This is a genomic window from Clostridium sp., from assembly GCF_050717515.1.
Taxonomy (GTDB): domain Bacteria; phylum Bacillota; class Clostridia; order Clostridiales; family Clostridiaceae; genus Clostridium_AD.
Genome location: NZ_JBOITL010000011.1, coordinates 1 through 24,018, shown reverse-complemented (window position 1 = coordinate 24,018; position 24,018 = coordinate 1). Strand labels below are relative to the sequence as shown.

Sequence of the window (24,018 nt, the reverse complement as noted above, 5' to 3'; positions counted from 1 at the left end):
AATTTAAAAGTTTACACTTTTTATTTGAAATGAATAATCTGCGACAACTGTTAAGTTGTTACGCAAGCTCATTACATACTTTTTAGTCTTACGACTAAAATTACTTTTTTATCTAAAGTAATTAACTTGTCAAGCGAAATGTTATTTCGCTATTTTACCTATTTCTCTGTTTAATTTTCAAAGACCAACTTGCTTGCCATCATGTGACGACAAGGAGTATTCTATCATATATATAAGAGTGCAATTTCATCCAATAGGTCACCTATCTAAACTATCTTCACATTCCTACATATAAGTGCAAATAATTCAATATTCCGCATTATGATACTCCTGGTTAAGTAATTCTCCCCCTATTTGTACTTCATATATTAAAAAAAAACTCACAAACCTCCACTTTAAACTAGCTAAAGCTAATCAGTAAGAGAAAGATAATCCAAGTTGTTCCCTATACAATAAAAAACACCTGCTTAAATGCAGATGCTCTTTACTATACCTAATCACTGTATTTCCACCCAAAAAACAATAAAACCCCCTTAATTTTAAATATTTTCTATTGTATCAATATCTAAGTTTTCTCATGTCTACTGACTATGATTTTGATACAATTTATTGACTATATTAATGAAGTAATTAATTTTATTATCGCTAAATTGTATGGGGTTTCCGCTAAAAAGTGCACACCCCTTCATAACAATGAAGTTAAAATCAGCCAAGAACAACTTTGCTGCAATCTTTTTATACTTTGCTCTGCTTAACAAAATACACATAACTAACTTTTAGATTCATTATGTTAAAACCCATATCTGCTGTAAATAATGTACCATATAAAATAAGACTTTATACTTAGCTATAATATTAATTCTAATTATTCTACAGGAAGAACGTATGGATATTTTCAACGGATGAAATAGTTCTGCAATATGGTATAATTATCCTTAAGTTAAGTGGAAATTGTATAGTATGGAAACATAAAAATTAATTTTAACTAGGAGGTGGGATTGTGTGTAACTACTATATACAGAACTTAAACTCTACGAAGCTTTTTCAAGTCTACCAGACAAAGTATCCAAGGATCAAGCGTTATTTGGATGAAGAAATTGATTTTGTGTGCCGGAATTTGCATGGCAACGAGAAAGTGCTGGAGGTTGGAGCCGGATACGGACGTATCATTAAGAAATTGGCGTCTTTCTCAGACAGCGTTGTAGGAATTGATATCTCAGAGTCAACAGTAGATCTTGGCAAGGATTATATAAAAGCATGCCCGAATTGTAACATTCAATTGATGGATGCCTACAACCTTGAGTTTGGTGAGGAATTTGATGTCGTATTGTGCTTGCAAAACGGTTTATCAGCGATGAAAGGACAGCCTATGCATCTGATTGAACAATGCATGAAGGTACTAACTCCTGGGGGGAAGGCCTATTTCAGTACATATAGTCTAAAATTTTGGAAGCATCGGTTGACCTGGTTCCATGAGCAGGAGGATAATGGTTTGCTTGGAGAAATCGATTTGGAAAAAACGAAGGATGGCACAATCGTATGCAAGGACGGGTTTGTTGCTATCACTTTTTCAGAGGATGCACTTAAAAAACTAGGAGAGGAGTCAGGGTGTTATTATCGCATTGAGGAAGTAGACGAGTCAAGTCTCTTTCTCATCCTTGAAAAGCTAGAATAATGTCTGCCCAAATACTCCCCTCTATAGCGAAAGATTCTTCTTATAAAATGTCATAAACAATAAAGCCCAATAATCCCTTAAAAATACCGTATTATTCAATTGTAATTTTACGGCATTTTTACGTCACACTTCAAAAATAGCCTTCCCCCATCTCAACTACAAATTACCTACATTAAGTTCATAACTTCATAAGTTCAATAACATTACTTTATATATTTAGTAACTAAATCAGTACTACTGCTTCCTGGCACACTGGTTGCACTTAGATCCTCATCATTCCAGCAATGCATTCAATCAGCGGCTTAATAAAATCTTTAGAAGAAATATCATGGGAGCTTGTAATCGCGGCTTCACATCCGCTTTGCTCTGGTTTTTTTGCTTTTTTCTTGCTTAGCATTTTGGAAAGCGTTTTCATAATAAACCGGTCTCCAACTCCCATTTTTTCGTAATTCAACCCTCCTTGTAGATAAAAGTGGGGGATATCTTTCCGCTCCGCTTCGGATAGGTTAGTCTTCCAAATTATATCAATTGTATCTTCGACTGCGGCAGGCGTCGCACCTGTAGCAAATACCACCAACTTAGCAGAACTACCTTCGCCCAAAACTCGCTTAAATTTAGAAAATCCGTCGATTTTTCCGGCGTGTATACGGCTTCCGAATATAATTAAGTCATAATCATGAATCATCTCAGACTTAAATTCTCCGTAAGGCAGCGATGGACATCCAAGTTCTTCCGAAATCCAATCCGCATACTTTTTTGTAAAACCTGTTTTGCTTTTATAGATTACAATTGCGTTCATATTGCCACTCCTTCATTTTTTGCTATGCTCAAGAATGCTTTATATGCACCCTCAAGCTTTCCACCCAGCTCTTGCTCGGAAAGATTGCACCCTGACGAAATCATCATAAACGAAAGCCCCATGTTATAAACAATCATATTCATATGAAGTTTTTTTGCACTGCTTTCACTTATCCCAAGCGTTTTTGCGAGATATACCGCCATATTTTTCTCTGCTTCAGCGGCATATAAATCTTCAAAGTTGTTAATACCGCTTCGCTTTCGCAAAAAGTAGCTTTTGAACAAATGCGGCTCCTCCTTTGCAAAGGAAATATATGCCTTGCCTGTACTCTCAAACGGGTTTTCTTTATTAAGATGCTCACCGATATAGTTTCGCATAAAGTCAGCCGCCATTTCTGAAATCTCCTGCCGCAACGCATCCATGTTTTCGCAATAGCTGTAAATCGGCTGTACCGAGCAGGAAAGCGCAGTCGCAATTGATTTCACCAGCACTTGTTCCTCGCCGCCCTGGCGCAAAATCTGAAACGCCGCATCCATTACCATTTCTTTTGTGATTCTTTGTTTTGGCATAATATGCTCCTTTCAGTTTATATAAATTATTTATATAAACCATTTATATAAACTAATTATATAAAATCCAACTGCGTTTGTCAAGAAGATGATAAAAAGTTCACAAGCCAAACGCAAAATATTTTATATTGATTCACTATAAATTCACCATTCTACCTATCGTGTAAAGGTATATGATTTTTTATCATATTAGAAACTTGTAAGTCTTCTGAAATTATTACTTGATTATCGTTAATAATTTGCCATGACAACTTATTTGAAAAATCATTTCTAATATTTGCTATCTTCTCATGAATTTTAGCTATTCTCTTAGTTTGTTTTTTATAATTATTGCTATGCCTCACCATTTTACATAATTGTCTTTGTAATTTAATTAACTTATCCTCATATTTATAGCTTAACTCCAATAAATTCATTTTAAAGAATTCTAATATATTGACTGATTGATTTATAGCCATATCAGTTGCTATGACTATGGTAATCTCATGATAATGACTTTTTATTGGTTTACACTCTTGTTATGTATAGCATTTGAATTATAATTTCAGTAAAAATACAAATTAAATGAAATTTATAAAAATAAGCTCCTTTCAGTGCAATGCACTAAAAGGAGCTTATCCAAAACAAAATATAAAGAACGTTATTCATTAAAACGATATTACACCTAAAGCAGCTAAAATATTTGTTATAACTATTAATAACGGGAAAGACATTGCAGTTCTAAAAAGAAATACTTTAGTCACATCCCAAAAGCTTAAACCCATTTTACTTTTAACTAAAATCATTCCAGTTTCAGACATAAATACTAACTGGGTAAATGCTAATACACCAATAAAGAATCTTGAGGCTTCAGAAGCCGATGTACTGATAAATAAAGCTGGTAAATACATATCTGCAAATCCAGCAACCGATGCTGGTGCCATGACTTTTGCTACTTCATTACTGTACCCTATCCAAGTATAGAAATATACCAGTGGTGCACTAATGATATTGAAAAACTGGGTATATTCTGCCACTACCAAAGATAATGTTCCAACCGCCATAATAATAGGTAAGAAGCCAACGTATATGTTAACAATATTTTTTAAGGACTGAATCATTACTTCTCCAATTTTGGCATCTCCTGCCTGCTTTATTGCAGATTCATATGAATACTCAAAAACAGTTTTATCTTTTGGAATCTCAATTATACTAGGAGTTACCCCTTCATAATAAGTTGGTGGAAATTTCTTAAGTGGCATTCTCGATGTAATAAAAGCCAATATAACAGTTACTAATGCAATAGACCCATAAAATATTGGGAAAATATGCCCAAACCCTAGCTCTTCAGCTACTGCAGAAGCAAATGCTATACCTACAATAGAAAAACTAGTTGCAATTATATAAGCTTCTCTTCTATTATAGTATCCTCTTTGATATTGGGTATCCGTTACCACAATACCAATTGTACCATCACCAACAAAGGATGCAATGGCATCGATAGTTGAATAGCCTGGTACTTTAAACAACTTTTTAACTACAGGCCCTAATAAAATACCTACAAATTCAACAATACCAAAATGTGTTAACAAAGGAAGGGCAATAATACCTACAAAGAATGTTATATAAAGTGTGGTTAAAAGACCACCATCTCCTGCCATCAGCCCCCCAGTATTGCCATCTAAAATTATACCTGCAAACTTATAGTTTTGAAACCAATTATTAACCACCATAAGGTATAAAAATGAGCCAACTACCCTTAATACAACATTTAAAGGTGATGCTTTGAATGTTGTATTAATAAACTCATTTTTTGAAGAATAAAAGGTAAAAAGAATAGTTGCAACTAGCACAACCCATGCACAAATAATAGTGAAACTCATAAATGAATCAAGCATATTGCTTGTAATAAAATTTACTATGTGAGATATAGCAATTTTACTTTCTCCATTAATACTAAAAGGCATTAGAAAAAAAACAAATCCAAGAATAGATAAAATTATAAATTTTAACTTATTTTTCATACTTACAAACCTCCATTTTTTCGCACTCCAATCCATGTTCTTTCTTGTATAAATAATTTTTCATGTTTTGTATGACATACATAGATTTTCCTGCTTTTGTCCTTCTTATATTTTTCTGCATACTCTTTAAGTACTTCCTTACCCTCTTGATAAGAATTTATAACAGAAAGGTCTTGAACAATTCTTTTACCATCTTTCGAATATGTTTCTATAGCTTCAAACAGTATCCATTTATTAATATATACTTCTTGCGTCTTCCCATTTCATATAATACACACCTTACTGTATATATTCATTTAAAACTATACCATACTTCTTTACCATTATTATAGCATATAACTAAAAAACTCTTCACCTTAGTCCAGGATTCTTTTACTATTTCATATGTATTATGTTTAGCCTTAGTTCATAAATTTTCTAAATCAAAGACTTTGTAATTTTGCTAAAACGTGATGATAATGTATGTAATATATGTTATAATTATCCTATAATCAAGACATAATTGTATTATCATTCAAGTTAGTCGTTTTTCAAACTGACAAATAAATAGGAATTTGGCAGATTATTTATATTAGTGGAGGTAATGGAATGAATGTTGAAATTAAAAAATTGACACCTGCTCACGTAGAAGAATATATAAACTTTTTCGAGACGACGCCACATGATGACAATATCCCTGAGCATACCTGTTATTGTGAGTGTTGGTGTAGTGCCGACCACCGTTTCGGAACAGGTATTCCATCGCGTGAAGAAAGAAAAGAAATGGCTATTGAATATGTTAGGAGCGGAAAAATGCAAGGATATTTAGCATATTTTAACGGTTGTATCGTTGGTTGGTGTAACGCAAATACAAAGACAGAATGTTTGAACTGTATCGGCTGGTATCGTTTTATGCCACAAGTAAATGAATTGGAGATTGACGCAAATGATAAAGTAAAGTCTATATATTGTTTTCTTGTTGCACCTGATATGAAAAGAAAAGGAATAGCAAAACAATTATTGCAATATGCTTGTCAAGACGCGACGAATGATGGTTATGATTATGTTGAAGTATATCCCGAAAAAGAAACTACAGATGAACTTAAACATTTTATGGGGTTTGTTGATATGTATAAAAACTTGGGCTTTACTATTCATGCAGAAACAAAGCAAAAATTTGTAATGAGGAAACAGCTAAAGGGCACCATAGTATGAGCATTATATGAAGCCTTAATCATCCGTGAAATTTACCATACCAGACAAAGGAAATATTAATGCAACTTTAGTTCCTTTATTCACCTCAGAATCAATAGTAATTTTTAAGCCCAGTTTTGCACATAGTTTTTCACATAGATACAAGCCCATTCCTGTACTTTTACTAAATTTTCTTCCGTTTTCACCCGTAAATCCTTTTTCGAACACTCTATTTATGTCTTTATCTAAAAGACCTACTCCATTATCCTCTATGGTTAACATTACTGAATTAGCTTTTTTTATTGAATATATACTTATCATTGGCTCTTTACTACTTGAGTACTTTATAGAGTTTCCTATTATCTGATTAATAATAAATTCAGTCCATTTCGTATCACTATATACAATTTCATTAATATTTTTTATATCTAATTTTATTTTCTTATGAATAAAATCTCTATAATTTCTTTTAACTACATTTCTTACTACATTATCAAGATTAATTTGTTTTATAATATAATCTTTACTAACATCCTCGCTTCTAGAATAATAAAGCACCTGTTCTACAAACCCCTCAATTCTATCTATCTGGAAATCTATTTTATTAGTTACTTCATCTCGATTATTTTCAATTATTAGTTTTGTAGAAGCTATTGGTGTTTTAATTTCATGTACCCAGGTCTCTATGTATTCTCTATATTCCACCTGCATATCCTTATATTTTTTTACATTTTCGTGCATATCGCGGCTTATCTCTTTAAGTATAGAATTTAACTTTTGTGCTTGTATAAAGTTCGCTTCCTTTATTACCGCGGGAAGTAGATATTTCTTATCTAAATTTTCTAATATGTTATTAATTTCATCATAATAATTTTTAAATTTTATAAACTCTAAAGCCATATAAGAAATTAATGGCAAAAACCAAATACAAAAAACAAATGAAATTATAATGAATTTAACATTAATAATAATCATTATAGCTGCTAATATGATAAATAGCAGCATGTTAGATATTATTACCACCATTTTTTCTTTAATAAATTCACCTATACTCATAGCATTATATACCCTAATCCTCTTCTTGTTTCTATTGGATTTTCTATGCCTATATCTTCAAGTTTTTTTCTTAATCTATTAATATTAACAGTTAAAGTACTATCATCTACAAAATAATCTGATTTCCACAGATATTCCATAAACGAATCTCGTTTTACTATATTCCCCTTATTGTTTATTAAGTAAGAGAGTATCTTAACCTCATTTTTCGTTAATTCCAAGCATTTATCCTTATAAATAACCGATGCATTTAAAAGATTTAAATTGAAATCTCTATAGCTTAATATATTATTAGTTTTTGAACTTCCACCTGTTCTTCTTAAAATATTAGTTATCCTTGCTAATAATATTTCTATATTATAAGGCTTTGTTATAAAATCATCTGCTCCTAAATTCATGCTCATTAATTCATCTAAATCACTATCTCTACTTGTAACTATTATAATTGGAACATCTGAAGTTTTTCGTATTTCTCTACATATATAATAACCATCAAATACTGGAAGATTAATATCTAGCAATATAAGTTCTGCATCCTCATTTTCAACATATTGTACTATATTATTAAAATCTATAGGAGCTTTTACTTCATATCCATATCTTTTAAAAAAAATTTGTAATTCTTCTCTTATAACTTCATCATCTTCAATAATAATAATTTTTTCCATATGTACTTGTACCTCCCTACTTATTTTATCCTGTACCCTAATATCATAACATATCCTAAATTTTATAAAATATAGGGCTATATATATATCAACTCGTAATCGGGACTTTCACCCGTTAGATTATGCCCATTTGGGGAGCGCCTTAAAGAGATACTTACTTTTCAGTAAATACCTCTTTAATTTATTACTTACTTTATTTGCATCATTCTTCATTGGTTTATATACATCAACACAAACATATGCATTAAGTCTACAATAAATCTCTTTATAAGTTACTCTTAACAATATTTTTATATCCTACGTATGTTGTATAGAAGTATCCTGAATAAATTACAATAAATATTAAAGCTGCTACTAATGCTGAAGAGTTAATATTTGTTTTTTGTAAGCTATTTATTAAATCGCTAGTTACTTTAATCCCAACCACTGAATGAATTAATGCAAGACTAACTGGAAGACTAAAATATATCAATGTTTGAACAAAAATTGTTTTATCTATCATTTTTTCGTTTGCACCAAGTCTCCTTAAAGCTTTATATCTTTCTACACTATCACTAGCTTCTGATAATTGTTGAAGAGCGAGTACTGCCATGCTAGTTATTAAAAATACAATACCTAAATATATTATGGTAAATATTAATACATTTGTTGTTACCATTTTTTCTGAATAAGCTCCATCCTTTGAGGTACCGATTATCGTACCACCTTTACCATAGTCCTCGCGTTTTTGATATTTTTTATTATATTTTTCTCTATTTTTATCTAAATAATTTACATTAAGTACTGAGTTACTAATTTTGTAACCTGATAAAAACTCATCATTTATAATTATTTTGAAAAAACTACCTGTAAAATGAGCAGTTTGAAGATTTTCTTCTATAGCTTTAGGACTTTTTATTAGGTATTCTTTTCCTTTAATGTTAATTCTATTATTCTTTTTTATTTCTTCATTTATTGGATTCATAAACTTAGCAGTATTGGATAAAATTAAAACTTCATCCTTATTTAAATTTACTTCTTTTTCATTCTTAAGTTTTAAAATTTTATTATAATCAGATATTTTAACAAAAACTACCTTTTCTTCTTTAAAATCTCCTGTTGTTAAAAAATCACTAGCGTTCATACCTATAAGATATTCATTATGAACTACGGATTTTTCATTTTTACTTATTTTAAAATTAATTTTCTTTAGAACATCTTCTATATTGTAGCCTCCATCCACTTTTGTTACTGATATGCTGGCATCAAAGGGCGTTGCATTTTCAATTCCTGCATCCATAACTGTTTTAAAGCCTATTCCCATGGATAAACTTACTATTGTGAAGAATAACATTAAGCAAATTAAAGACATTGATATGAAATTTGTATTAACTTTACTATTTATCTGTTTTACTACAAATATATTTAACCCTTTAAAATAAACCTTTTTATTTTTCTTTACCACATATAATATAAGTCCAGATAAGCTAAAGAAAAATAATACTGTACCTAATATTCCCAAAGCTATTGATACTAGGACCATAGGGTCTAGTACATTTAAACCTACTTCTAGTATTGATTTATATGCAAACCCAAGTGATATTACGCATAAAATAAATGCTATTAAATATATAATAGAATTTTTGAATTTAATATCTTGATTTCTTTTACCTGCTGTTAATAAATCGATTATCTTGTATTTAGATATAACAAATACATTAAATATCATAACAAGTAAAAACATTATTCCAAAGTATAATACAGTTTTACCTATTGCACCTGTTGAAACTGTAAACTTATATTCATTAATTGATACATTAAATAACTTTAATGCAAAGGTGGCTAATCCTTGTGATGCTCCAATTCCTAGTATAAGTCCACTAATTAAAGATATAACTCCAACTAGAAAAGTCTCCATTACTAATATTATAGATATTTTTCTTTTTCCCATACCGAGTGTCATGTATATTCCTAATTCTTTTTTACGTTTTTTTATCAAGAAATTATTTGCATATAATATTAAACTACCTAATATTATAGATATAAATACTGACACATAAGACATAATTTTCATTAATTTAGATACAGATTTCATTTGTATAAGTGCCTTTTGTGACCCAATTGAGTTGAAGCTATAAAATATACAAACTGCTAAAGTTAGTGTTAAGAAATATATAGCATAGTCCTTAAAACTCTTCTTTACATTACCTACAGCTATTTTGGAATACATTATCATCACCCCCAAGTAGAGTTATAACTTCTATAATTTTATTAAAGAATTCTTTTCTAGTATCCTTACCTCTTACTACCTCACTAAAGATTTTTCCATCTTTAATAAAAAGGATTCTATGAGCATAACTTGCTGTAAAAGCATCATGGGTAACCATAAGTATTGTGGTCTTTAAATCTTTGTTTAGACTTTCAAGTTTTTCAAGTAATAATCTAGCTGTTTTAGAATCTAGCGCCCCTGTTGGTTCATCAGCAAGTACTAAGGATGGATCTGTTACTATTGCTCTTGCAGAAGCAACTCTTTGCTTTTGTCCACCTGACATTTGATAAGGATATTTATTTAGTTCTAGTTCAATGCCTAAATATTTTGCTACTGATTTTATTTTCCCATCTATTTCTGAACTTTTCTCACCTTTTATTGTTAATGCTAAAGCTATATTTTCATAAGCAGTAAGAGTATCTAGTAGGTTAAAATCTTGAAATATAAAACCTAACTCATTTTGTCTAAACTTATCTAATGTTTTTGATTTCAACCTAGTAATATCACTATTATTTATTATTATTTTCCCTGTAGTTACATTATCAATAGTTGATATACAATTAAGCAATGTTGTTTTACCACTTCCTGATGGTCCCATTATCCCAACAAACTCACCCTCATCTACCTTAAAACTGATACTCTCTATAGCCTTTGTGACATTATCTTTATTTCCATAATACTTTTCAATTTTTTCTACACTTAATATATTTTTCATTTATAACTCTCCCTTTTTTCTTTATTTTAAATTTAAATTTAATTGTTTTAACTCCATCTAATGTACTTATTATATACAATATAATTTGCAGCAACCATCGATTTAGATTTCATTAATATTACATTTTTGTTACATTAATATAAGTTTGATTATTTCAATGATAAAAGGTCGCAAAAAAAATTTCCACAGACACTTTAAGTCTGAGGAAACATAATTCATTTACGCTCTTGTCTTCTTTTTCGAGTTCATACTTCATCATTCTAATCCAACTAAATTAAATCATAAGAAAACCCCCGACTAATTATTAATTAGTCGAAGGTTTTACTGGCGGAGGCGAACCGTACCTAACTATGTGCTGCATAGTGCATTTTTTCTGTACAGTTTGGAAAAACAATATTGACATTAGCTATGTGTTGTTTTGCTTACAATTACTGAATCTTATTATAAACCACAGTTCCTTCTTTTATCACACAATTTATACTCTTTATATTTGATATGTTACTAAGCGGATTAGCATTTAATACTACGAAATCTCCAATTTTCCCTACTTCAATTGTTCCAAGTTCTTTTTCCAGGCCCAATAGTTCTGCTGCATTCTTAGTCGCAGTTAAAATAGCTTCAAATTCACTCATGCCATGCTTTACAAAAATCTCCAACTCTTTATGCAACTGGCCATGGGGAACACAGGATGCTCCAGATGCTCCAGCGTCAACGGCTGCTACAATTTTAATTCCTTTATCCAAAGCATGTCTGAAATTAATAGGAAAGTACTTTTCCTTAAAAGGTTTAATTTCAGCATAGAATCTGCTCAAAATTGAGTCTTTGCCAGATTTTATCCCTTCTCTGGCTTTGTCTAAAGACTTTTTCCCCACCGTATAAAAAGGTTCAGGAATTGCTTCCTTTATCTCTTCACTATTATATTGTTCCGGATTATCTATAAAATCAGACCAATTATAGAAACAATATGCTGTAGGCACCCAATATATACTTTTACTCTTCATTAGTTCAAATGTTTCATCATCCATTAATCCAAGAGGAGTATGTTCTATACTGTCCACACCTGCCTTGACTGCTTCCTTTAAATCTTCTGGCCAACTAATTGTGTGAGCAGCTATTTTTAACCCTTCTCTATGGGCTTCTTCTACAATCGTTCTTAAAACCTCTGGCTTCATACTTGCTTCAATCATTTCTAACTTTAACCCATTTTTTAATAATTCGTCTTTAAATTCTTTATCCTTTTCAATAAAAGGTATATATGCTCCCGGAGTAACGGTTTTTATGAAGTCTACACCGTATTTTTTAAGCTTTTTAACCGCTTCCTTTGCTTCTTTTTGACTATCAACGTCTATAGACAAGCCATGTGCACCAAAACCCCGACTCAGTATAAACATTATTATTGGGTTGGAAGGGAAAAATCTTTTTAGACTAAAATAACCATAAGAGGGTACCAATGCAGGACCAGATGCTAAAATTCTCGGTCCTATAACTTTACCCTGTTTTACTTTTTCTCCAAATTTTAATACACAATTCCCTGAACCTCCGGGCATATTTCTAATAGTTGTAACACCAGATTTTAATGTTAAATAAGCATTTCTTATTAACTTTGTATTCATTCTTTCTGCATATGGTTTTACAAAATCATCAACCCCAGATTGAGAGAGATGTAAATGAGAGTCTATTAACCCTGGAAGAACTGTTTTGCCCGAAAGGTACAGCACTTCAGCTTGTTGAGGGATGAATACTTCACTTTCTTTCCCAATGTCAGTAATAATACCATCTTGTACTATTATTGTTACATCTACCTTAATCTTATCAGTTAAACCATCAATTAAATTAATGCCTTTTAAAACAAGTATATTTGAACTTCCTTTTTTCATTTTTCCAAACCCCCTTTAACACATTTTATTCCTTTATCCATATCAATATATCCTTAAATTATATTTTTAGTGCATTATTACATCTGCGTTCAAACACTTGATTCATCTGCCTTGTACCATTATATATTATATCAAAAAAAGTATACTTTCCTAAACAATAACAAAACGACTCTAACATAATCTGTTAGAGCCATCCATATTATAGCGACCATTCACTTGCTTTCGATTGTATTGACCATAACCTGTTATAAAGTCCACGTTTGGCTATGAGTTCCTCATGGGTACCTTGCTCGGCCACTTTCCCACTTTCCAATACTACAATGTTATCTGCACCTGCAATAGTACGCATACGATGTGCGATGACAAGTACTGTTTTATTTTTCACAAGCGCCGAAATAGCGTCCTGCACTAAAGTTTCGTTTTCAACATCAAGAGATGCGGTTGCTTCATCCAGAAGAATAACTGGCGCATTTTTTAGCAAAGCACGGGCAATTGAAATTCTTTGTCTTTCGCCACCGGATAGTGCTGAACCATTTTCTCCAATTATTGTTTGATACCCTTTTGGCATATTGCAAATAAAGTCATCACACTGCGCAGCTTTTGCAGCAGCTAATACTTCTTCATCCGTTGCACCTCTTTTTCCTAATCGGATATTCTCCATAACCGTGTTGTTAAACAGCACCACATCCTGAAAAACAATTGAATAATTTGAAAGTAACGCTTCGGGGTCAACCTTGCTTATATCCGTTCCTCCAAGGGTGATTGTTCCATTATTAATATCCCAAAAACGTGATGCTAGCTTAGCCGCTGTGCTTTTGCCCCCACCAGACGGACCAACAAGAGCCGTTACTTCGCCTTGCTTTGCAATAAAGGAAACATTGCTAAGAACAGCATCGCCATCGTTGTATGAAAAACCAACATTGTCAAATATAATATCGTAGCCCTTGTAGGTAGGCTTTTCGCTTCCTGTTTGTATGGGCTGTTCTTCAATTTTCTTCATCCGATCGACTTGAAGCATTGTAGAAAATATAGCCGCAAGATTGATAAGTGAACTGGAAAGAGGATCAAATATACGGGATGCAGCCATTAAAAAAAGAAGGAAGGTTAAAAAGTCTGTATCCCCTTGCAGCAGAAGTATTGATCCTACCAACACAACAGTGGCAATTCCTATACGCAAGACCATTTGTGCGGAAACCACAAATCTAGCTGTGTTAAGTTCTGCTTTCATTTGAATTTTTTCATCTTCAGCAAGTTGTTTGTCCAACTTAGCAAGATAACTTGCCGTTTGATTGTTTGCTTTGATTTCTCTCACAGTTTCAATGCATTCTTGAATCACATCTGCACGATCAAGTTGCGCCTGCTTATTGATTAGGTTTACTTTTGTCTGCTGTTTTTTTCCGCCTGCTGTGATGAAAAAGGCAACAGGCACAACCCATAGCAGTGCAATTGCCATTCTCCAATCCATAATGAAAAGTCCGATACTACATATAATAATGGAAAGGATAGATCCTATGAGTTCGGGAATATAGTGAGAAAATGCAGTTTCTAATCCTGCGCAATCTGCCATAATGCTTGTAGTAAGGTCTGATAGGTCACGCTTTCCAAAAAAGGAAAGCGGTATTTTGCGGAGTTTTTCAGCAAGCAAAATGCGCTTATTAGCACTTTCTTTATAGGATGCCAAGAAGGTAGCGTTATATTGAATATAATGAAAAATACCAATAACAAGCAAAATCATAACAGAAGCACCTATATAAAACCATAAATTAGGCTCAACTTTTTTACTGCCCATAATAGGCCCAACAAGTTCAGAAATCAGTAAATAGAGTAGTCCAACTGGCATCATCAAGCTGATGTCTGTTATAGTACATGAAATAATTGCCTTAACTAAGTCCCTAGCGCCTTGCTCGCTTAATGCAAATAGCTTTTTCAAATATCTAACCATTGTAAACTACCTCCTTTGCAACTTTCCATGCAATAGAAGATTGATAATCCTTCCACATCTTTGCATAGAGGTCACCTTTTGCAATCAATTCGTCATGCACTCCTTGTTCTTCAATTTTTCCATTCTTAAGTACCATAATGCAATCAGCATTTTTAATAGTGGAAAGCCTGTGCGCAATCATCAGCACCGTTTTACCACGAGTCAGCTTTTCAAATGCAATATATATTTGATGTTCGTTTTCTGGGTCCGCAAATGCGGTGGCTTCGTCAAGTAAAACAATTGGAGCATCTTTTAAAATCGCACGGGCAAGCGATATTCGCTGTGCCTCCCCGCCTGATAAATATACACCTTTCGTTCCAACTACGGTATCAATGCCATTTGGCATTTTTGCAAAGATTTCTTCACATTGAGCAGCTTTAGCCGCTTTCATTACCTCTTCCTTTGAAGCACTGGGTTTTGAGGAACGAATATTTTCAAGGAGACTTGTCTTGAAAAGGTGCGTGTCTTGGAAAACAAAGGATACATAGTTCATTAAATCGCTTGTAGCTATGTTCTTAACATCAACACCCCCTATTGATACCTTGCCACTATCCACATCCCAAAAACGAGGAATTAAACTTGCCACTGTGGTTTTACCGCCACCAGATGGGCCCACAAGTGCAACCGTGACACCTAGCGGGATGGAAAAGGATACATCGTCAATAGCCGGAGACTTTGCCCCTGCATAAGAAAAAGAAACATGTTCAAATGAGATACTTGCATCCTTTGGTATCACAGGATTCTGGGGTTCTGCAAGCGGTTTTTCATTCAGAATACTTGCCACACGATTTACAGCATCTTTTGCAATCATTGAATTTTCACTTAAAAATAAAATGCGTGTCAACATAACTGTGCAAAAGGGTGTAAACAAAATATAGAAAATGAAATCAAGTAAAAATGCTTGATAGTTCACAACTGAAGCAATCAGCAAAATACCAGCAGGAATTAAGAACGCAAAAACAGCATTGATTGAAGTTGTAAAGCATGCCATGGGCATACGAAGCGAAATTGTGTATTCTACAACCCATTTCTTGTAACGCATAATAGAATCGTGAAAGGTCTTGAAAGAAAATATGCTTTGCTGAAATGTCTTGACGATAGGAATTCCTCTTACATATTCCACAGCTTCATTATTCATATCTTCTAAGGAATTTTGGTATTCTCTCATTTTATCTTTCATAGAAGATCCTGCCATTTTACTCATAAAGAGAAAACCAATTGCCATTGGAAAAATACTGATAAGACCAAGTCTCCAATTAAAAGTAAGGAGCAATACAAGCATTGCAATAGGTGTTACAAATGCACCTGCTAAATCCGGTAGCTGGTGAGCTAAAAATGCTTCTGTCTGACCAGAGCTTTCGTCTATAATGCGGCGCAGTTTTCCGCTACCTTCTGCATCAAAATAGCCAAGCGGCAACTTTACAATATGATGAAGCATCTGACTTCTCATATTTCTTGCCACTCTAAACGCTGCTTTATGGGTGCACATCAATGCACCGAAATAGATGAGAATACTAGCTATCGAGAACAATAGTGCCATCCATCCGTAAAAAGCTAAATTCTTTGCTTCTGATATGTTTGGCATAACAGCGAAGATTTCACGGACAACCTGCCAAATGCAGATGAAGGGTATAATTGTCAGCGTTGCGCTAATGCCCGACAGGATACAGCCGAGAATAGTAAGTGGTTTATACTTACCCGCAAAATCCAGCAGTTTAATATGGCTTTTTTCCCTTTCGTACATAATAGATACCTCCTAAATTTATTTGACTAAACTTTGCTAACCACTATGATTTTTATATTTCTTGTAATAATATAAAAGTTTTACTTTTTCATAATATTATATTTTCATTTTACATTCCGCTCTGTTTAATCGTCTTTGACTCCATTTGGACAGCAAGTTTTATAGGTTTATAGAAAAATTTCAGTAGTTTTTCCTTACCTTCAGCCTCAAGTGGATATTTATCAAAAACCCTTCCATTTTCTATATGTAGTACATAAGTACAGCATTCAAGTATCAATTCAAGATCATGAGATATTACAAACAGCGTTTTTCCCAAGTTCTGTAACTCACTAAGATTATTTGCAACTTCATTCATATGTCTCAAATCAAGTCCGCTTGTTGGCTCATCAAACACAATTATTTCTCTATTAGAAGCAATAGCGCTTGCGATAGCCACACGTTGCTTTTGTCCCCCAGACAGGGACATGGGATGTAATTCCTTTATATCAAGCAAATCAAGAGATTTCAATATTTGCTCCGCTTTTTCTGTATTTGGCGCTTCCATACTGACTAAAATTTCATCTAAAACGCTTTCGGTAAATAACTGATGATTGGCATCCTGCATCACCATATAACAATATTTTAGCCGTTGCTTGGTTTTGCATTTATAACCATTAATACTTACTATACCCTTGCATCTTTTTTCCAATCCACAAAGACATCGTGCAAAAGTTGATTTTCCTGCACCGTTATGGCCGATAACCGCAATAATTTCACCTTTTGGTACACTTAGTTCAGGAATGTCAATAGCAGGTGACTGATATTTGTATGAAAAATTAAAACCAGAAATATCCACTTTTCCATGGGATAGATTTGCTGACTTCTGCGCAGATAAAAGCTGTGTGATCGAAAAGGGTCTGAGTCCAAAGTGGCACAAAGACGCTGCACTTAATTTTTGAAACTCATCAACAGAAAACTCATGCATAATTTCTCCGTCTTTCATATAGATGATGCGGTCTGCAAGATCCTTCAAATACGAAAGGCGATGTTCAGCAATCACCAATGTATTTCCATTTGCTTTCCAGTGTGCAATGCACTCCTGCAAATCACTTGTCGCTGCTATATCAAGATTAGAGGAAGGCTCATCAAGAACATACACCTCCGGTCTAGAAGTGAAAACACTTGCGCAGGCTATCTTTTGTTTTTCTCCACCAGAAAGGTTGAAAATGCTTTTGTTCATCAATTTCTCAATCCGAAAGGTATTGATGGTTTCTTTCATACGCTGCTTTATTTTCCCTTCATCCATTCCCATATTCTCGCTACCGAACGCAAGCTCACTGTTGGTATCTACATTAAAAAACTGTGTGCGAGGGTTTTGGAATACTGAACCAACAAGCTTTGCTGTTTCATATAACGGAATATCATTGATTTTCTTTCCATTAACAGTCACATCTCCAAATAATTCACCCTCATAATAGTTGGGGATAAGCCCATTAATGAGCCTTGTCAATGTGGTTTTACCACATCCAGATTCACCAACTAAAAGCACTACTTCCCCAGTCTGGATTTTAAGACTTATATTACTTAACCCTTTCTCCTGTTCACTTCCAATATATCGAAATGATACATTTCTTAGTTCTATCATCAATTCCCTCCTCACAGCATAAAAGTGTATAGAATATACCATAAAAACGCAGAAGCGCATAAACCAATTACTATAAAATCTTGTATATGAAAACCGATTTTACAAATATTCGTCCTTTTTACAGGTGCACCTAGCCCTCTTGTAAGAGCAGCTGCTGAGAGTTCCTCTCCAATTTTTACTGAGCAAATCATAAGTGGTATCAAACGGTATTCAAGCATTGCCAATAGATTTCCACCACCAAATCTGATACCTCTCATACTCATTGCATCATTGATAGCAGCTGCTTCTTCCCCAACTGTTGGAAAAAAACGAAACATAACAGCCATTGGAATAACGATTTTATCAGTAATGTGCATTCGCTCCATTGCAGCAATAAATTCACTTACCGTGGTTGTGGAAACAACGAACATACCCATCATAATACTTGGCAAAAAACGTGTAAGGATACCGCAGACAGCAAGTACAATAAAGCTCAAAATACCGCTTAGCATTGGGAGCAGAAAGATCTGTGCCGAGAAACTCGTAACATAGATAATCAAATAAATTGTCGCAATTTTAAAACGCCTAGCCAACAACAGCAGCAATAATGGTATTACTGACAATAAAGGAAGGGCGTAGGTTATTATACCTCCGCCCGCTCCACCAACAACAAAAACTGCAATGGTAAGTAACAATAATAACTTTGTCCTCGGATCTAGTTTTAGCCCATTTGAATCGGATTTTATACTAAGAAACTCAAACATAATTATGCAATCCCCGCTTTAGTAAAGTGCTTTTTAAGAACTGCTCTTCCAAGAAATCCGCCTATAATTCCACTAACAAAGGCAGCTACAAGAAGAGTTGGACACATCCATCCCGTCATATAGCTGGTAAGCTTGTTAATATACTCTTGACCATAGTCCTGTCGTGTAGCAAAATATCCTTTAATGTCTGTAAAGAAAGGAACGAAATTGCCCCATACCCAAATACTAAAGATTCCGCTTGTCAGCACAGCTTTTGTTGTACTTTTATATTTTCCGCTTGCTAGAACAAGTTCTGCTACTAGTCCGCTTACAGTTCCAACTATCAGAGCATAGTAGCCCATTCCTGTAAGCAGCATCAAACTTCCAATAATGATACTCATAATCAATACCATACCAAATCTTTTGACCTTTGTAAGAAATAGCATAAATGGAATTCCACCAATGATGGGCACAAGTACGCAAAGCAACGCCATTAATATAGGTATGTACCCCAACATAGCCACCGCAAATACAATTACGAAGTAGATTGCTGTAAAAATTCCCACATTGATTAGATCTTTACCTTGTAATTTATTACTGTTATTTTTCATGTTCTTCTCCTTTAAAGTGGGTCGGTTACCTTATGTGATGACCAATCCTCTGCTGAATAATCCTTTTATATGATTCATATTGTTAAGCATTTCTCCATACCACGTCCTCATTTCCTCCGACAATTACAATATTCATAATTCACCCCCGTTCGAGTTAGCGGTGGCTAACCCCTATTCTATTTTAAAGTGCCGTTCCCGACACTTACTATCTATATTAATATATCATTGCTTCTTTTTCGGCTCTATTTGGTTAAAAAAGGCTCCATTTGGACAATATTATTGCGGTATTCCTTTGGCGTAACATTCATAACCTCTTTAAATGCTTTTGCAAACTTGCTACCATTGTCATATCCCACCATTCCTGCGATTTCAATAATGTTTTTATCCGATTGCTTTAGCAGCATTGCCGCGGATTGCATTTTATAATTACGGATAAATGAATAGATAGTTGTTCCATAAACACCCTTAAAGCATGTTTTCATTGAGGTAAGGGGAATATCAAATTTTTGTGACAGCTCGTCTAAGGTTATATGCTGGCAGATATTCTCTACAAGGTATTCTTTTATACTTTTTACTCTGTCCACTTGATACTTTGAAAAGTATTTTTGTGCTGACCTTTCCGAGTCAAGATTTACACCACTCAAAAAAAGTAATAATTCCAAAACCTTAATTTTAAAATATCCACGCTTTATATGACCGGGAATAGTATATAATTCCGAGAAAATATGCTCAAAGCAAGGCTTAGAACGCATTACCATATACTTATCTGCTTCGCAAAATTTTTTTGAAAGCTCTACAGGGTCAACGGAAACATCATCAAGAATACAGGATAAGCACTTTGGAGCTTCTTCTAAATCAATCGCTACCGATATCCCGTGATAGTGGCTAAGAGGAAAATAGGAGTTATGACAGGATCCGTCTTTAATTTGGATTGATAAATCTCCTTTGGACAAATAAAGGTATTCGCCATTATCAAATTCACATTCGATACGTCCTTCACAGCAATGATTGATTTCAAGTATGTTTTTGGGCGGATCAACATCAACTTTACAAATCTGCATATGAACATCATTATATATTAGTTCAATTCCAGGAAAAACGGTGTAACTTGTCATTACTACTTCGCCACTTTTATCAATTATTCTATAGGCTGTACAGTCGTTTTCACGCTTCATAATCTCAACCAAGCTACCGTAAATCTTTTGCTCTCTTTGTGTAGCTTTCAAATTATTCATCTCCACTCCACCCCTCTCAAGTCAGTTAGCCTTTGCTAACCAGAATTACCGTACAGCATTTTTTCTTGCTTGTCAACAGTTCTTCAGATAAACCAATTGAAATTTTCATATTCATATGCTATACTGCTGTCAGCCAAATCAGCAAAGGAGATTAAGTATATGCAACTGCAAGAATCGGGAGAAATGTATCTTGAAACCATCTTAATTCTTAAAAATAAATTCGCACAAGTCCGTGCTATTGATATAGTGAATTATACTGGATATACCAAACCAAGTGTTAGTCGTGCAATCGGTCTTTTAAAGGGAGGAAAATTTATTCAGGTTGACAGCGATGGATATATAGCCTTTACCGATAGTGGCGAGGCATTAGCTTTCAAAATTTATGAGCGTCACAAGCTATTGACAAGTCTTTTCGTTACGCTGGGCGTGGATGAAAAAGTGGCCTCCGAAGATGCATGTAAAATAGAGCACCACATCAGCGATGAAACCTTTGAAGCAATTAAGAAGCATATAAAAGGTATCAGATGATATGTAAATAAACATATTAACTATATTTTTCAAAAATAGTTATGTATTTACATTAAAATTTGATATAATTATTATTAGTTAGATCAAATGGTAAGATATTATACAGTAACAAATAAAAAAGGGGGGAGAAAGATGAAAAAATTTGATTTTAAAAGTTTAGTTTTAGGCTTAGTGATTGGTACAATAGGAGTTTCCACTGTTTTTGCAGCAGGAGAAATAAAATCGGCAACTATTAGTAAATCTAAGGTTTATTTTTATGGAAATGAGGTAAAGTTAAAAAACCCTTTAATTTCAATTGTAAAGGATGGAAGTTCTAAATCTCAATTATACATGCCGATGAGCGAATTGTTAGAATATATGCAATTCAAAGTTGAATGTAATAGTAAAGATAACTCTGTCAATTTGACTATGAACGGTGATAATAGCAACAAAAACATGGAGGTTACACCCGATATTTCAAAAAACCAAGCAGATACAAAAGCTATAGCGGTCATGCAGAAAACAGGGAATTGGCGCTATATTCAACCATATCTCTCATATATGTCTGGTGACGGTATTAAACGAGTTGTAGAAATATATAACTCAAAGCATATAAACTCATCAGAACATAAAAAAGCTTCTGATTATATACAAGAATCCAAAGATGCTCAATCTCACTTTAAAGTAGGAGAGACTGGAAGATTAGGTGATTATCAATTTACTGTAAACACAGTAACTCTTACAAAATCAAATAAGTTTTGGCATGCACAGGACGGAAATAAACTAATTACCATTAATTGTTCTTTTGAAAATGTTAGCATAGTGCAGTATGGAATGACAGCAATTACATTATTTAAATTATTTGATACAAATGGCAAAACCTACAATATGTGCCTAGGTGGTAATAATAATGGAAGGATGGACGGACTTGTTGAAGCTGGGAAAAAAGTAACAGGTGAAATTACTTTCGAAGTACCCATTTCTATTGCTGAAGCACAGCTTGAAATTCATCCTATTCTAGCTAACAAGGAAACTATACGCTATATACTGCAAATCCCTTAAAATATAATGTAAATAGGAATAGAACAGCGATTGCATCATAGCTTTAATTGTCCCAACTATAGTAAAACGGTTTATGCACTATAAAATGGTATTTAATCTTTAAATGAGTTAATTGCTGCCTTATGCCATGGCTGGGAGTATAAATCCTATAAACAAGCAAAATTTGTACATTATTTACCATAATGAATAATCCCACATTTTCTTTAGTGCCTATTCTGAAAATTAAGAGTCACGACTAAAAAACCGAACAACTAATAAAAACACCGTATTATTCAAAACCGAATTTTACAGTGTTTTTATTGCGCGATTAAAAATATTGTTCCTCAATATCAACTACAAATTACTTTCATAATATACGTGGAAGGGTCTCACTTGAAATAACGCCGGCAAGGAATGGCGGTCGATTTGAAAAGTTATTAAAGTTTCTTTATGCACTTTTGGTTTTTATATCTTTTTTATTCTATTCGTTAATTACAGACTTATAGGCTATTATTTTTTTATGCAACGCATATTTTCACTGGTATTTGGGTTTGCTGAGCGGCCAGTAGAACTTTGAGAATTTCGAATTAACCATTGCTCTTAAATCTCATTATTTAGCCACGTTTCTATTTCATAAATCATATCTGCATAACCTCTAATGGCATTTATTGTTCCTATTACTTGAGCGGTCCCCATCTTCTGTTCTTCCACATCTGTACATTCAATAAATAAGGAACGTTTTAAATTATATTCCAACCATTCTAATTTGCCTAAAAAACCATTTACTAAGACCGTTCTCCAATTTGCTTTCACAGTTCCATATCTCTTTTTATAGCCACCTACGAAAGCGAAAAATCTTAGTTTGTCAATACTACCCATGTCGTTTTCAGACCAGTAAATTGCTGTTTCAGTCAATTCTTGCATAGGATTTACATAGCCTGCTGACTCCCAATCAATAATAATGGGATTGTCTTGACTCCACATAACATTTTTAGAATCTAAATCCCTATGACTAATAACCATGTCTGATTCAAGCTGTTTTACTGATTTATTTGCCTGAGCGTTCCACTCGTAGAGCTTATTAATGATTTCAAGTAATAGGTTAACCCACACTGCATTATTTTCTTGTCCTTTTTGCAAATAGTAATTCCAATCCGTTAACTCTGGACTATCTGATAAATCATTAATTATACCTAATTCTGAAAAATTCGTCATATGTATATCCGCAAGAATAGCACCTATTTTTTCACAATGGACAATATTAATTTCATTTGGTTTCAGAATTTTACCATCTACCCAATCAAACACAAGATAGAATTGCTTGTCTATTTCTTGCACGAAAGTTCCATTAAATTCTTTAGCTGGAAGAGCAGGTATATTATTTGCTGCAATACTTACAATTCCTTCTGAAGTGATAAAGTGCTGCATTGCAACAGGTCTAAGCATTATTTGAGGGTTTAATGCTTTAATTGCATATTTCCCTTGGGTGGTTTCAATAGCATACATTCTGTGTAAAAGTCCTCCGGTTATTGCTTTAGGTATGCCGACTATCTCACCAAGTTTCAAAATATTACACAATTTTTCAAATTGTAAATTGTACTGTATATCACTCATTTTTTGTTCTCCTCTTTAAATTTTATATTGATTAGTCACGGTAGACGCACTGGTTACCCAGTGCACCCCGTACAGATCCCGGCGTGCGGAACTACCGCACCGGGCTCTTCAAATATATTCGCTTCCGTAATCAATCAAAACAGATTTTAAATCTCA

At 33.4% G+C, this 24,018-nt stretch carries 20 protein-coding genes; 4 read left to right on the top strand and 16 right to left on the bottom strand.

From position 1 onward, the window contains the following. Positions 1-1,084: 1,084 nt before the first annotated feature. Positions 1,085-1,675 (top strand): class I SAM-dependent methyltransferase, encoded by a 591-nt coding sequence (locus tag ACREV6_RS03140; RefSeq protein ID WP_431576574.1) that lies wholly within the window; start codon positions 1,085-1,087, stop codon positions 1,673-1,675. A gap of 262 nt (positions 1,676-1,937) precedes the next feature. Here the strand turns inward: ACREV6_RS03140 and ACREV6_RS03135 are convergent, their stop codons facing one another. The 4 genes from ACREV6_RS03135 to ACREV6_RS03120 form a co-directional block, all read right to left on the bottom strand. Continuing rightward, the gene (locus ACREV6_RS03135) at positions 1,938-2,474 is read right to left on the bottom strand and encodes a flavodoxin domain-containing protein (protein ID WP_431576573.1); all 537 of its coding nucleotides are present in this window, start codon (positions 2,472-2,474) and stop codon (positions 1,938-1,940) included. After that, the gene (locus ACREV6_RS03130) at positions 2,471-3,043 is read right to left on the bottom strand and encodes a TetR/AcrR family transcriptional regulator (RefSeq protein WP_431576572.1); all 573 of its coding nucleotides are present in this window, start codon (positions 3,041-3,043) and stop codon (positions 2,471-2,473) included. Before ACREV6_RS03130 ends, ACREV6_RS03135 begins: the two co-directional genes overlap by 4 nt. A gap of 152 nt (positions 3,044-3,195) precedes the next feature. Next, positions 3,196-3,501, bottom strand: a complete 306-nt coding sequence (locus tag ACREV6_RS03125) for a transposase (protein WP_431576571.1) — start codon at positions 3,499-3,501, stop codon at positions 3,196-3,198. 189 nt (positions 3,502-3,690) lie between these two features. Further along, positions 3,691-5,046: a YjiH family protein gene (locus ACREV6_RS03120; RefSeq protein ID WP_431576570.1), complete on the bottom strand. Its 1,356-nt coding sequence runs from the start codon at positions 5,044-5,046 to the stop codon at positions 3,691-3,693. 609 nt (positions 5,047-5,655) lie between these two features. On the opposite strand from ACREV6_RS03120, the gene ACREV6_RS03115 reads away from it, so the two are divergent. Continuing rightward, on the top strand, positions 5,656-6,240 hold the full coding sequence (locus ACREV6_RS03115) for a GNAT family N-acetyltransferase (RefSeq protein ID WP_431576569.1): 585 nt from the start codon (positions 5,656-5,658) through the stop codon (positions 6,238-6,240). A 15-nt stretch (positions 6,241-6,255) separates the two neighbouring features. Here the strand turns inward: ACREV6_RS03115 and ACREV6_RS03110 are convergent, their stop codons facing one another. The 11 genes from ACREV6_RS03110 to ACREV6_RS03060 form a co-directional block, all read right to left on the bottom strand. Further along, positions 6,256-7,275: a sensor histidine kinase gene (locus tag ACREV6_RS03110; RefSeq protein WP_431576568.1), complete on the bottom strand. Its 1,020-nt coding sequence runs from the start codon at positions 7,273-7,275 to the stop codon at positions 6,256-6,258. Further along, positions 7,272-7,943, bottom strand: a complete 672-nt coding sequence (locus ACREV6_RS03105; protein WP_431576567.1) for a response regulator transcription factor — start codon at positions 7,941-7,943, stop codon at positions 7,272-7,274. Before ACREV6_RS03105 ends, ACREV6_RS03110 begins: the two co-directional genes overlap by 4 nt. Before the next feature lie 265 nt (positions 7,944-8,208). Next, positions 8,209-10,152 (bottom strand): FtsX-like permease family protein, encoded by a 1,944-nt coding sequence (locus ACREV6_RS03100; protein ID WP_431576566.1) that lies wholly within the window; start codon positions 10,150-10,152, stop codon positions 8,209-8,211. Next, positions 10,127-10,906 (bottom strand): ABC transporter ATP-binding protein, encoded by a 780-nt coding sequence (locus ACREV6_RS03095; RefSeq protein ID WP_431576565.1) that lies wholly within the window; start codon positions 10,904-10,906, stop codon positions 10,127-10,129. The genes ACREV6_RS03100 and ACREV6_RS03095 overlap by 26 nt, the downstream gene beginning before the upstream one ends. Before the next feature lie 428 nt (positions 10,907-11,334). Further along, positions 11,335-12,783, bottom strand: coding sequence for an amidohydrolase family protein (locus ACREV6_RS03090; RefSeq protein ID WP_431576564.1), 1,449 nt, complete (start codon positions 12,781-12,783; stop codon positions 11,335-11,337). Positions 12,784-12,982: 199 nt separating this feature from the next. After that, the gene (locus tag ACREV6_RS03085) at positions 12,983-14,725 is read right to left on the bottom strand and encodes an ABC transporter ATP-binding protein (protein ID WP_431576563.1); all 1,743 of its coding nucleotides are present in this window, start codon (positions 14,723-14,725) and stop codon (positions 12,983-12,985) included. Next, positions 14,718-16,508: an ABC transporter ATP-binding protein gene (locus ACREV6_RS03080; RefSeq protein WP_431576562.1), complete on the bottom strand. Its 1,791-nt coding sequence runs from the start codon at positions 16,506-16,508 to the stop codon at positions 14,718-14,720. Before ACREV6_RS03080 ends, ACREV6_RS03085 begins: the two co-directional genes overlap by 8 nt. A 109-nt stretch (positions 16,509-16,617) precedes the next feature. Further along, positions 16,618-18,132, bottom strand: a complete 1,515-nt coding sequence (locus ACREV6_RS03075) for an ABC transporter ATP-binding protein (RefSeq protein ID WP_431576561.1) — start codon at positions 18,130-18,132, stop codon at positions 16,618-16,620. A gap of 11 nt (positions 18,133-18,143) precedes the next feature. After that, entirely contained in the window at positions 18,144-18,875 is a 732-nt protein-coding gene (locus ACREV6_RS03070; RefSeq protein WP_431576560.1) for an energy-coupling factor transporter transmembrane component T, read from the bottom strand. A gap of 2 nt (positions 18,876-18,877) precedes the next feature. Continuing rightward, positions 18,878-19,465, bottom strand: a complete 588-nt coding sequence (locus ACREV6_RS03065) for an MptD family putative ECF transporter S component (protein WP_431576559.1) — start codon at positions 19,463-19,465, stop codon at positions 18,878-18,880. 242 nt (positions 19,466-19,707) lie between these two features. After that, the gene (locus ACREV6_RS03060) at positions 19,708-20,640 is read right to left on the bottom strand and encodes a helix-turn-helix transcriptional regulator (RefSeq protein ID WP_431576558.1); all 933 of its coding nucleotides are present in this window, start codon (positions 20,638-20,640) and stop codon (positions 19,708-19,710) included. Positions 20,641-20,859: 219 nt separating this feature from the next. Between ACREV6_RS03060 and ACREV6_RS03055 the strand changes: the two genes are divergently transcribed. Both ACREV6_RS03055 and ACREV6_RS03050 read left to right on the top strand, forming a co-directional pair. Further along, complete coding sequence (locus ACREV6_RS03055; RefSeq protein ID WP_431576557.1) at positions 20,860-21,228, top strand: metal-dependent transcriptional regulator; 369 nt, start codon at positions 20,860-20,862, stop codon at positions 21,226-21,228. A gap of 132 nt (positions 21,229-21,360) precedes the next feature. Then, positions 21,361-22,269, top strand: coding sequence for a DUF4352 domain-containing protein (locus ACREV6_RS03050; protein WP_431576556.1), 909 nt, complete (start codon positions 21,361-21,363; stop codon positions 22,267-22,269). A 579-nt stretch (positions 22,270-22,848) separates the two neighbouring features. Here ACREV6_RS03050 and ACREV6_RS03045 read toward each other — a convergent pair. Then, positions 22,849-23,862, bottom strand: a complete 1,014-nt coding sequence (locus tag ACREV6_RS03045) for an aminoglycoside phosphotransferase family protein (protein ID WP_431576555.1) — start codon at positions 23,860-23,862, stop codon at positions 22,849-22,851. Positions 23,863-24,018 lie beyond the last annotated feature (156 nt).

Coding starts and splice junctions, on each gene's coding strand:
- ACREV6_RS03070 (WP_431576560.1), bottom strand. CDS start 18,875: ATGTTTGAGTTTCTTAGTATAAAATCCGATTCAAATGGGCTAAAACTA.
- ACREV6_RS03045 (WP_431576555.1), bottom strand. CDS start 23,862: ATGAGTGATATACAGTACAATTTACAATTTGAAAAATTGTGTAATATT.
- ACREV6_RS03055 (WP_431576557.1), top strand. CDS start 20,860: ATGCAACTGCAAGAATCGGGAGAAATGTATCTTGAAACCATCTTAATT.
- ACREV6_RS03135 (WP_431576573.1), bottom strand. CDS start 2,474: ATGAACGCAATTGTAATCTATAAAAGCAAAACAGGTTTTACAAAAAAG.
- ACREV6_RS03130 (WP_431576572.1), bottom strand. CDS start 3,043: ATGCCAAAACAAAGAATCACAAAAGAAATGGTAATGGATGCGGCGTTT.
- ACREV6_RS03060 (WP_431576558.1), bottom strand. CDS start 20,640: ATGAAGCGTGAAAACGACTGTACAGCCTATAGAATAATTGATAAAAGT.
- ACREV6_RS03080 (WP_431576562.1), bottom strand. CDS start 16,508: ATGTACGAAAGGGAAAAAAGCCATATTAAACTGCTGGATTTTGCGGGT.
- ACREV6_RS03075 (WP_431576561.1), bottom strand. CDS start 18,132: ATGATAGAACTAAGAAATGTATCATTTCGATATATTGGAAGTGAACAG.
- ACREV6_RS03120 (WP_431576570.1), bottom strand. CDS start 5,046: ATGAAAAATAAGTTAAAATTTATAATTTTATCTATTCTTGGATTTGTT.
- ACREV6_RS03105 (WP_431576567.1), bottom strand. CDS start 7,943: ATGGAAAAAATTATTATTATTGAAGATGATGAAGTTATAAGAGAAGAA.
- ACREV6_RS03125 (WP_431576571.1), bottom strand. CDS start 3,501: ATGGCTATAAATCAATCAGTCAATATATTAGAATTCTTTAAAATGAAT.
- ACREV6_RS03065 (WP_431576559.1), bottom strand. CDS start 19,465: ATGAAAAATAACAGTAATAAATTACAAGGTAAAGATCTAATCAATGTG.
- ACREV6_RS03085 (WP_431576563.1), bottom strand. CDS start 14,725: ATGGTTAGATATTTGAAAAAGCTATTTGCATTAAGCGAGCAAGGCGCT.
- ACREV6_RS03100 (WP_431576566.1), bottom strand. CDS start 10,152: ATGTATTCCAAAATAGCTGTAGGTAATGTAAAGAAGAGTTTTAAGGAC.
- ACREV6_RS03095 (WP_431576565.1), bottom strand. CDS start 10,906: ATGAAAAATATATTAAGTGTAGAAAAAATTGAAAAGTATTATGGAAAT.
- ACREV6_RS03110 (WP_431576568.1), bottom strand. CDS start 7,275: ATGAGTATAGGTGAATTTATTAAAGAAAAAATGGTGGTAATAATATCT.
- ACREV6_RS03050 (WP_431576556.1), top strand. CDS start 21,361: ATGAAAAAATTTGATTTTAAAAGTTTAGTTTTAGGCTTAGTGATTGGT.
- ACREV6_RS03090 (WP_431576564.1), bottom strand. CDS start 12,783: ATGAAAAAAGGAAGTTCAAATATACTTGTTTTAAAAGGCATTAATTTA.